Source organism: Methylobacterium sp. E-041 (genome assembly GCF_022829665.1).
In the GTDB taxonomy this organism is placed as follows: domain Bacteria; phylum Pseudomonadota; class Alphaproteobacteria; order Rhizobiales; family Beijerinckiaceae; genus Methylobacterium.
This window is the reverse complement of record NZ_JAKSYQ010000093.1, coordinates 1-10043: the sequence shown is the minus strand read 5'-3', so window position 1 is coordinate 10043 and position 10043 is coordinate 1. Positions and strand designations below refer to the sequence as shown.

At 60.9% G+C, this 10043-nt stretch carries 9 protein-coding genes and 2 pseudogenes; 7 read left to right on the top strand and 4 right to left on the bottom strand.

The window, feature by feature from the left end:
- From MKK70_RS09600 to MKK70_RS09580, 5 genes and pseudogenes are all read left to right on the top strand, one after another.
- Positions 1-362: pseudogene (locus tag MKK70_RS09600) on the top strand (hypothetical protein); the annotation flags it as partial.
- A 722-nt stretch (positions 363-1084) separates the two neighbouring features.
- Positions 1085-2560, top strand: a complete 1476-nt coding sequence (locus tag MKK70_RS09595; RefSeq protein ID WP_243947241.1) for a PAS domain S-box protein — start codon at positions 1085-1087, stop codon at positions 2558-2560.
- 25 nt (positions 2561-2585) lie between these two features.
- Positions 2586-2933, top strand: coding sequence for a hypothetical protein (locus MKK70_RS09590; protein WP_243932063.1), 348 nt, complete (start codon positions 2586-2588; stop codon positions 2931-2933).
- 1869 nt (positions 2934-4802) lie between these two features.
- Positions 4803-4982, top strand: coding sequence for a hypothetical protein (locus MKK70_RS09585; protein ID WP_243932066.1), 180 nt, complete (start codon positions 4803-4805; stop codon positions 4980-4982).
- A 596-nt stretch (positions 4983-5578) separates the two neighbouring features.
- Positions 5579-5788, top strand: coding sequence for a hypothetical protein (locus tag MKK70_RS09580; RefSeq protein WP_243947239.1), 210 nt, complete (start codon positions 5579-5581; stop codon positions 5786-5788).
- A 68-nt stretch (positions 5789-5856) separates the two neighbouring features.
- Here the strand turns inward: MKK70_RS09580 and MKK70_RS09575 are convergent, their stop codons facing one another.
- From MKK70_RS09575 to MKK70_RS09565, 3 genes are all read right to left on the bottom strand, one after another.
- The gene (locus tag MKK70_RS09575) at positions 5857-6084 is read right to left on the bottom strand and encodes a hypothetical protein (protein WP_243947228.1); all 228 of its coding nucleotides are present in this window, start codon (positions 6082-6084) and stop codon (positions 5857-5859) included.
- Between the two features lie 732 nt (positions 6085-6816).
- Positions 6817-6996: a hypothetical protein gene (locus MKK70_RS09570; protein ID WP_243947226.1), complete on the bottom strand. Its 180-nt coding sequence runs from the start codon at positions 6994-6996 to the stop codon at positions 6817-6819.
- 407 nt (positions 6997-7403) lie between these two features.
- Positions 7404-7568 (bottom strand): hypothetical protein, encoded by a 165-nt coding sequence (locus tag MKK70_RS09565; RefSeq protein WP_243937619.1) that lies wholly within the window; start codon positions 7566-7568, stop codon positions 7404-7406.
- Positions 7569-7815: 247 nt separating this feature from the next.
- Here MKK70_RS09565 and MKK70_RS09560 point away from each other — a divergent pair, with 247 nt between their 5' ends.
- Positions 7816-8130 carry a response regulator gene (locus MKK70_RS09560; protein WP_313899084.1) on the top strand — a complete coding sequence of 105 codons (315 nt, stop codon included), beginning with the start codon at positions 7816-7818 and terminating at the stop codon, positions 8128-8130.
- Here the strand turns inward: MKK70_RS09560 and MKK70_RS09555 are convergent.
- Positions 8127-9327: pseudogene (locus tag MKK70_RS09555) on the bottom strand (IS3 family transposase). The gene MKK70_RS09560 and the pseudogene MKK70_RS09555 overlap by 4 nt on opposite strands.
- Before the next feature lie 407 nt (positions 9328-9734).
- On the opposite strand from MKK70_RS09555, the gene MKK70_RS09550 reads away from it, so the two are divergent.
- Positions 9735-10043, top strand: a 309-nt coding sequence (locus MKK70_RS09550) for a PAS domain-containing protein (RefSeq protein ID WP_243947224.1), incomplete at its 3' end; no start/stop codon positions are given.

The window sequence follows — 10043 nt, the reverse complement described above, 5'->3', positions numbered from 1 at the left end:
TCGTAGCGCAGGCGCGAACGGCTATGCTGCCGGCGAGTGGTCGGGGTCCACATGGCACATCCAGATCAGGCTTCAGCACCCTTCTGGAATCACCGCCATCCCGGCCACTCAACCCCTGCCGGATGTTATCGGACGGGCTCTCAGACCGCTTTGGATTTGCCGATCTCGACAACCTGCCGGCCCCATTTTGTTACCGGGTGCTAGTGCTGGGATCTGAAGGCCAAGTCACTCGCATGGTGCCGATCAAGGCGCGAAGCGATCTTGATGCAAAGCGTTTGGCAAGAGGCTTCCTAGATGGCCACGGGGTCGAGCTATGGGACGGGATGCGGTTTATGGAACGCTTCATGTCGATGGATCGATAGCTGGCGAGAAGTTGCCGCTTCGAAAGGCGGGCACTGAGAAGCTTTATATCCTCGCCTCGGCATTAAGGCCCCTCATCTCAGCAATTGCTTGCTTAGCCACTTCATAGTTACGTTCCGGATCGGAGGGCCCTTTATCTCTCCGGGCGTCGATGAAGCGCAAGTGTTGTTCGCTCACTCAGATCGGAGCAGGCGCTTGCTGAGAAGCATCATCACGTTGCCGGGGCGGGATGGTGATCGGCCGGAGGGCTTGATCCGGCATGATGCCACTTTGTCGCACCTTTGCCTTGCTGTGTCGTCAAATGATGGTCGGCGGCTTTATTCCCCAGCATCCGCGCGTTTGGGTGAATTTTCCATTTGTACCGTAGCAACCTGCTCGGTTTGCTTGACTATTAAGACGGGAACGCCACCGCCCTTGGCGGATACGTCGGGCCATGGTGCGGCAAACATGGATCGGCGGCGGTCGCCGCCTCCTCCCCCTCCACCCGGCGGTGGCCGGCTTACCAATCATCCTGGATCGTCTCGCAAGGGCCTATCCAAATTGCACGATGCGCAACTGAAGCCATCGAATGCAGTCTTCAATCTTGTTATGATCAATTGATTGGTTTCTCTCAGAATTTTATGGTGATAGCGATTCCGTGATTGAGCTATAGATTAGGGAATTATTGATTATAATCCGGCATGACAGGCGGAACAGGTCCAATCTATCCGCATGGAGCCCGCCGGTGCGCTTGTTCGACACCCCCTTACGCGCGTTGTTCGACAGCATCGACCGCTCACGCGCCCGCATCGCGTTCGACCCCGATGGCACGATCCTCGATGCCAACGCCAACTTCCTCGGTCTCGTCGGCTACACGCTGGCCGAACTGAAGGGTCAGAACCACCGAACCCTCGTCACGTCGTTGGAGTGCGACGCACCGGCCTATCGCGCGTTCTGGGATGCACTACGCCGCGGTGAGCCGCAGACCCGTGAGTTCAAGCGTGTCGCCAAGGACGGTCACGAGGTGTGGATCCAGGCAACCTACAGTCCAGTCCTCGACCGCGCCGGTCGGGTCAGCAAGATCGTCAAATTCGCCTCCGACATCACGGCGCTGGTGCAGCGCGCAATTGACCAGGAAGGCCAGCTTGCCGCCCTCAACCGCTCGCAGGCGGTCATCGAGTTCACCCTCGACGGCACCATCCTGACCGCCAACGCCAACTTCCTCAACGCAGTCGGTTACCGGCTCGACGAGATCCGCGGTCAGCATCACAGCCTGTTCGTTGATGCGAACGAACGAACCGGAGAAGCCTATCGCAGTTTCTGGGGTCAACTCGGACGGGGCGAGTTCGCAGCTGGCGAGTTCCGCCGGATCGCCAAGGGCGGTCGAGAAGTGTGGATCCAGGCAACCTACAACCCGATCAGCGACCGGGACGGCGTCCCGTTCAAGGTGGTGAAGTTCGCGACCGACATCAGCGCCCAAGTGCACGAGCGGCAGCGCCGGATCGAAGCGCAGCACGCGATCGGCACCGACCTCGATGCGATCGGGCAAGCCGTCGAGAATGTCACCCGGCAAACGGCTGAGGCCGCCGGTACGGTGGGGCAGGTCTCGAACGACATCCAGTCCGTCGCCTCGGGCGCCGAAGAGCTCTCAGCCTCAGTCGGCGAGATCAGCCAGCAGGTAAGCCATGCTGCACGGATGGCCGGACAGGCGGTTGAGCAGGCGCAGCGCACGGGCAGCATCGTTGCGGGCTTGAGCACCCAGGCGGCGCAGATTGGCGAGGTGGTGACGATGATCCAGGGCATCGCCTCGCAGACCAACCTGCTGGCCCTCAACGCCACCATCGAAGCAGCGCGAGCTGGCGCCGCGGGCAAGGGTTTTGCCGTTGTCGCCTCCGAGGTGAAGGCGCTGGCCGAGCAGACCGCCAAGGCGACCGATCAGATCCGCGGACAGATCCAGGCGACGCAGACGGCTACGCGCGAGGCCGTGGACGCCATCGGCTCGATCCAGGCGACGATCCGCTCGCTTGATGAGGTGTCGGGCGCCATCGCCGCTGCGGTCGAGGAACAGTCTGCAGTCACGCGAGAGATGTCGGGCAGTATGCAGACGGCCGCGCACGGCGTGACGACGATCGCCAGCAGCATGGAGGACATCGCCCGGGCGAGCGAGCAGGTCGATGTTGCAACCCGGCAGGTGCGCCAAGCCTCGCAAGCCGTGGCGTGACCCCACCGAGATACGAGAGGATCACATGAGCGCGACTGTCATTCCTCTCAAAGGCCGGTTCAAGCCGCCGATGATGAACATCCGCTCCAACGCCGTCGAGAAGGTGCTGACAGCCGACGCTGCAAGCGCGTTCCATGACGGTACGCGGGTCCGGCTGCTGCTCGATGGTTTGTGTACTCAGCAGGACACGTTGCTCTCGGCGATCGAGAACCTGCGTGCGCCCTCGTTGCGGGTGCATCCAGACCTAGGTCGCCCCACTGCTGCCCTCGAAGCGGCGTCCATCCAGGCGCTGGCGGAGATAGGGTTACTGATCCGGTGCGGTACAGAGCTACTGCGCCGGCTGGATAATACGGGCGTGCAGAAGATAAGCTAAACTACTTTGTCATTTTGCCCATTAAAGACGTTGTGCCGTCATGCCCCAACAACCTCGTGATCTTGCTGATGTACGCGAAAGTCTAGAGCGCATCGCTCGCGCCCTGGATCAGCCTGTAGTGGCTCTGTTTGATGCGGAAGAGATGAACGCTCGGACAGCGGAAACACTCGCTCTCACGCGAGCCTTCGACACCATTGACGACCGACAAGCCCGCGCCCGGTGCCTCGCGTTCGTAACTGCTGAGGCGGAGCGGGAAGCGCGCGCCTGACATCATCGAGTGGCTGACCAATCGCTACATACTGCACTTCATCCAGCGCTGGCTGGCCTGCCAAGCTGTGATTGCCGCGCTGCTGGGCAAGCCAAAGCGGGGCGACGTGGTGGAGTCGCGAGCCGTCCTGGCGGGACAGCACTGAAGGCCCCTTAGGGTGGAAGGTAGAATACCCGCTTCTAGCCGAAAGGCCACGGTCCGCTAAATACTCGACGCGGACGTTCGACCCGGGCACCTAGCGTCAGATTTCTACCCCTAGGATGGACGACGACGGCTCAGGGTAGGCGGGGCAGCCAAAAGGACGGTCAGGGTCCACTCGCAGCTAGAGGGTCTGCTGGTGCTCCTATTTGCGGCTGGCGCATTGCAGCTCGTGCTTTGGGCGGGTGCTGACGACCCGGCTGAAAGGGCGTTCGTAGCCGCCCTCGTTGCAACGGTCGTTGTGGTGGGTCCGACTTGGTAACGTCCTGGGCCCTCAAGCGACTGCGTATCCTCGAACGCGGGCCGCGTGCCTACAACCGTTGGGATGCAGCTAAGGCTTGCCTCACGGCCCGTGGATGGGTCGCCGAGGCTCCCTGTGAGGACCATCCGGGTAAGCGTCTGATCACAATCACGCCCGAAGGGCGAGCTGTCTATGTAGCGGCACTGGCGGTTCATGCTGAACACCAAGCACCTTCGCTGTTATGACCAAGACGGCAGCACCCTCCTCATCGGTGCGGCCGCCCACTCGGCGGTGGCAGGTAACACCGAGAGCCGGCGGCCTTTCTCAACGGGGCGTGGCCGGCACCAGAGCTGGGCGCAGATCGCAGAGAGCGGCAGGGCGCAGGCGGACCTAGTGGGTCACATCGAGCAGAGCTACCACGTCCCTGCGTTAGGCGGCGTCTAGCGCTCGCCTCTCTCAGCCTGAAAAGGATCAGCCCCACCGGCATCCGCCGCGCAGGGATTTTTCATGCGCACTGTTCGTCCTAACCCAGCCCCAGCACATTGATCAGATGGAGCCCAGGCGATGAGGCAGTTTTACGCTGAACGCGATTGGTCCAGCCTTTGCGAGGTTGAGCAACCGTGGCGTGATTGTCCTATGCCCTATGCAGTCGAGATTACACTCGCCGATCCTCCGTCCATAGACGGAGAAGACGAGCTATCGATGTACCTCTTACCTGACACGTTTGACACGGTGGCAGATGCGAAGGATGCCGCGGCTGCCCATATCGCTGAGTTGAGGCGTGATCCCGTGACTGTGATATTCGTAGTAACGGACCAAAATGGCCTCACAATCATGACGAGTGTGGAGGCGACGCGATGATTAACCCCCAAGCGCCCGCGTGACCAATTGCATCCCCCGATTGCTGCGGGATCAATAGCTTGGACTCATGGAGCTCGAGGCTTCATGGAATTAGCTTGACTGCCAGACCAACACCCGCTGCGCCTAGCTTTTTCGTACCGTTAGTTCACCGCGGCTAGGACCATGATCAGCGGCGGGGCTTCTTGTGAGGCCTGCCCAGCCTTCAGCCCACCCGGCACCGGCCGTGGTGGGTTATTTGTGGCCTCGACTAGAACGATCGGCTTCGGTGCGGCGTTGCTCTCGAATTATTAAGGAGACCAACATGGCACCCCGCATCTATCCAGGCAGTCCGGACAGGCTCGGTCACGGGGCCAACAGCGTCGAGCATCGCATCGGCCAAAGCGTTGATACCATCGATCAGCTCAGCAGCGTCACCCTCATGGGCCTCGCGATTGGTGGGGCGGCGGTAGCCCTGATCCTGGTGCATTTCTTGATCGGCTGACGCTCCTACGGCTCGCGACCGCCTAACCCAGATATCGTCTCGGCGGCTCGGGCCCTCTCAACCGGAGGTCGAGGAACGATCGGATCATGCCCGTTGTTTCACGCCGTGGCACCTCCCCGGTGCGGTAGCAAGGTATCGGCACCGATGCCCAAGATCCGTCTCACAGCTTCTGCGATCGCGGCCGGAGCCTTCGGTGCCGTTCTAATGTCGGCGGGCGTCGTCTCCGCCGCGACGCCCGCCCCCGCCCCTAGCCTCATCGAGCCTGGGACCCCGGCTGTTCAGGTGCGAATGATGCACCGCCCAATGATGAGGCACCGCATGATGCGTCGTTCGACGATGCGCCGTGGCGGCCGGACCATTGGGACGAAGAAAGGGCTCTGATCCGCGGTTCGCCGGTTCACTTCGTCGCCAGTTTCCGCGGCGAACTCATCACATCAGCCCGCCCGGTATCAGCCGCGGTGGGCTTTTTCGTGCGCACTTGCCTCTAGTAACACGCAGCAATTCCCTAGAAAGGGTTGAGCTGACAAACATATGATGACGCGATTGAATTTTGCATTCGTCCCAGAAACTTTCGGCTTACACTGTGGTATCCGAGCATGGCCGACAACGAGAACCAACACCTTCAAGCGATTGCTCGCGCTCTGAACATGCTGCCGGAAATGCTTTTTGAGGGAACAGTGGAGAGTGAAACCACCGAGGCAGCGACATCAATGCGCTTATGGCTTCAGATCAGCGACACTCAAGGGCGCAAGCGCGTCCTGAGCGTAGCCTGTCAGGAAGCCGAGCTTTGCGGCTACCGGGAGTAGCAAGCAACATGCTTGTGGGCGGATCAGGGCAGGCCATCTACGCCGTGCACTTCCTCAACGGCAGCGGATCAGTCCACTGGCGGGAAGTGCTCTATGAACCGCACCCCGTCCCATAACTCGATCGCCTGACCATCAACGAACCTGAGCGCACGCTCTACAGCCTCATCGTCACCGCCGCTTTCAATCCGTTCCATCCGCAGCACTTGGCCTCTGCGGTCGAGGATCAGAACGTGGTAGCGCGGCGGGACTGGCGACTTGTTGAGGTCGGCAAATCCGATTGGCGTGTCTGAGCTCATATCCAGCGCTCCCCGACAGGCGAGAGCACACAACCCTCAGTCAGCGACGCCCAAAATTTCGGCCGCGGATGAAGGCACCTAAGCTGGCTCGCTCGAAAACGTCATCATTTGATTATCGTCTGAGTTAAAGTGCGTAGCTGGTGTGCTGCTTCATGAGCCGGCATGCGCTAACGAAAAGGGCGCGCCCGTCGCCCTTCGCCTGCCGCTGCGAGAGCACAGCCCGGCCATCAAGCAAGCTACGGCCGCCACGTTAACGTTTTAAATAAGAAGAAATTCGCCATGCTGACCATCGTGCTCGGGGCAGCCGTGTTCGTTGCATTTGCGATGACGCTTGTGGCACCGTTTGATTTTTCGAAGCCGCCGAAGGATTGAACCTTCTAGCGTAGGCCGCCTTAGACCCAGAAGGAACTCACCAGATCTGTCCGCCCGGCTCCAGCCGTGGCGAGCTTTTCGTGGCCTTATGTAGCCGAAGCACCAAGCGATGTAGCCTGCGGCTCGGCAAATTGCTTGGCCTGATTGAACCCAGCAAGGAGCGCCATTCTTTCGTCCGGATAGGACCTTGGTGCCCTAACGACCGGGCCGTTCTCTCGACTGATCAGCCAGACATAGCGCCCTGGATGAGGGTCGTACGGGAGGACAACGACGCGGCATCCGCCGGGGAGCGTGGCTGGCATCCCGATACCGTGTCACACCAAAGCGTGGCTGTGAAGTTGCTCGCGCCGACGGTCTAGCTCAGTTTGCCTGCTCGGGTTCAGCCAGCAGTCCAAAAAGCTGCGCCAGCGCAATCAGTTCGACATCGCTGCACTCATGGCCATCCACGAACCAAAGGCCCAGGTCGTCGCCTGGTGGTTCGACGTTCCGGCCGATCGTGCGTAGCGCTTCAGCTGCTTCGTGAGATGGGTTGTCTGTCATTTCCGATCCCATGCCGGCCAAGCGCGTCCACGACGAGATAGGACGTCAACGGCGCTCGCCGGGCGGCCGCACCATCGCAGCTCGTCCAGCTTGCACAATAGCGTACGGCAGACGCACGCGCTTGTGAGGCAAAATAGTTTGGTCTTAAGATAGTGAGTGCGTGGCCCTCCCCCAGAGCTACCTATTCGAACCCAATCTCGGCGCCCCCTTACCCGGCGAGCCTTTTTCGTTGGCGGGTGATGATGCGCAGGAATGACGCGCTAGCCGTGCATGTTTACGCAGGATGCAATCAGATGATGAATTGCGAGCGGGGATCGGCTTAGATGCGTTTATCCGCGGCCGGATTTTTGGGCGTCGCTGACTGAGGGCCGTGTGCTCTGGCCTGTTGTGGATCTCCGGCTATGACCTCAGGCCCACCAATCGGATTTGCCGATCTCGATAAGGCGCCAGTCCCGCCGCGTTATCGCGTTTTGATCCTCGACCGCGGAGGCCAGGTGCTGCGGATGGAACGGATCGAAGGCGATGAGGACGATGAAGCTGTAGAGCGTGCCCGCCGGCTCGTTGATGGACATGCCGTCGAGCTATGCGATGGCGTGCGGTTCATAAAACACTTCCCGCCTGTGGACTGAACGCGCTGTCGGTCAGCAGACGCATGCTGCGACCATATTATGATGAACCTTTGATCCTGGGCCGCCTTTACGGGGATGCAGAACCCACCGAACTCACCGTATGCCCTGGTCGCCGACGACGACTACCTGATCCGAATGGATGCGGAGACGATCCTTGAGGATGCGGACTTTCGAGCCCTCTCCGCGGAGAATGGCGTCGAAGGCAATCGAGCTACTGGAGCAGCACGCCGCGAAGATCGTCTTGTTGTTCACCGATGTGGAGATGCCTGGCGGGCCAGACGGTTTCGAGTTGGCACGAACCACAGCTAACCGATGGCCCGATATCTCGATCGTGGTTGCGTCAGGCGGCTTAAAACCTAACCCGAACGAACTTCCGGAAGGCGCTGTCTTCCTCGACAAGCCCTTCAGCGCCAATATCGTCCACGACCATCTCGATATGATACTTCCGGACGGGCGCAAGCCTGAGCTGATCGGCCCCCAGGCGGTAGTCCAAGGGTGGAGTTAGTGCGCGGTAGGCCGTTCTGCCACGGGTAGCTTGGCCGGCGGAGCTGGTCGGGCGAGCGCAGCCGGCCAAGCGGAGAACGCTGGCACGAACACCTCCGGTGCCGGGGGCCGGTATCCCAGCGAGGCATGTGGGCGCACAGTGTTGTAGTGACGCCTCCAGCTTTCGATCACGATCTGCGCCTCCTTGAGTGTGTAGAAGATCTCACCATTCAGGAGTTCGTCGCGCAGACGCGCGTTGAAGCTCTCGACGTACCCATTCTCCCAGGGTGAGCCTGGCGTGATGTAAGCGGTTTTGCTGCCGACCGCGGTGATCCAGGCTTGCACAGCCTTCGCGACGAACTCAGGCCCATTATCCGAACGAATATGGCCCGGTACGCCACGCAGGATGAACAGGTCCGAGAGCACGTCGATAACGTCGATCCCCTTGAGCTTGCGTGCGACCCGGATCGCCAGGCATTCGTGCGTGAACTCGCTGCGCGGTCCTTCGGTTCATCGACCACGTTGAGCATCCGGATCTTGCGCCCATCGTGCGTGCGGGCCTCGACGAAGTCGTACGACCATACGTGATTGCGGTGTTCCGGGCGAAGACGAACACAGGAGCCGTCGTTGTCCCAGATCCGCCCCCGCTTGGGCTGCTTGGCCGGCACCTTCAGCCCCTCACGCCGCCAGATCCGCTCGACGCGCTTGTCGTTGACCGACCACCCGGCCGCCTTCAGCAACGCGCTGATCTTGCGGTAGCCGTAGCGCCCGTACTTCTCGGCCAACGCCACAAGATCGGCCGTCAGCGCCTCTTCGTCGTCCCGGCCCCGCGGTACCTTGCGCTGCGTCGAGCGATGCTGTCCGAGCGCCCGACAGGCGCGGCGCTCGGAGACGGTCATCGTCCGCATAATGTGCTCGACACAGGCGCGCCGGCGCGCGGGGCTCAAAAGTTTCCCCGGGACGCCTCCTGCAGGATCAGCTTGTCGAGGGTGAGATCCGCAATCGCCTTTCGAAGCCGCTGGTTCTCGGTCTCCAGGTCCTTCATCCGACGAACCTGATCCGACTTCAGGCCGCCAAACTCACGCCGCCACCGGTAGTATGTCACTGAGCTCACGCCGAGCGCGCGGATTGCATCGGCCACGCTCTGGCCCTGTGAGATCAGCACATCCGCCTGCCGCAACTTGGCGACGATCTCCTCGGGCTTCGGGGGCTTTGCCATCTCGTCCGTCCTCCAGGCTCAAAAGCCATACCAAAGGGCGGACCACTTCAATGGGGGCTGATCAGGAAGCGATCGGAACCTAACATTGTCCAAGCCAGCAGAACGAACGCCGCCACAAATTAATAACTTCGAAGATCATACGCGACCGGTCTCGGCGCAACGCGTTTTGATGCAAAGTGTCCTATCGTCGTCACAGGAATGACCGTGCAGGGTTCCAGCTTAGTTCCCTGAGAGCGAGCCAGCAAAACTCAATTTATCTCGGATTTTAGTCCTGTGGCTTCGTATGTCGGCAATCCAACGGTTTTCCCGACGCACGGCCATTCGCATAGGGCATCCTATGGAACGTCGACGCCGTAGCTGTCTTGAAGATCGGCACCGTACGCGAGCGGCACATGCGCTGGAGCTGAATGACAATCGTCGAGTGGATCAAGGCGTTTGCGCACGACATCTCGGTCGGCATCGTGGTCACGGATGCGGCGATCGAACGTCCGGGCCCGATCATCCTCTACGCTAATCCCGCGTTCGGGCAGCTAGTCGGCCGTGACCCAGTTGAGATCGTCGGGCAGAGTCCGCGCTTCATGCAAGGCAAGGAGACGCGCCGGGAGACGCTTGACGCCTTCCACCGCACTCTATCCTCAGGCGAGCGGTTTCACGGCTACGTCACCAACTACCGCGGCAACGGAGCCAAGTACCGGGCCGAGATCGACTGCCGGCCG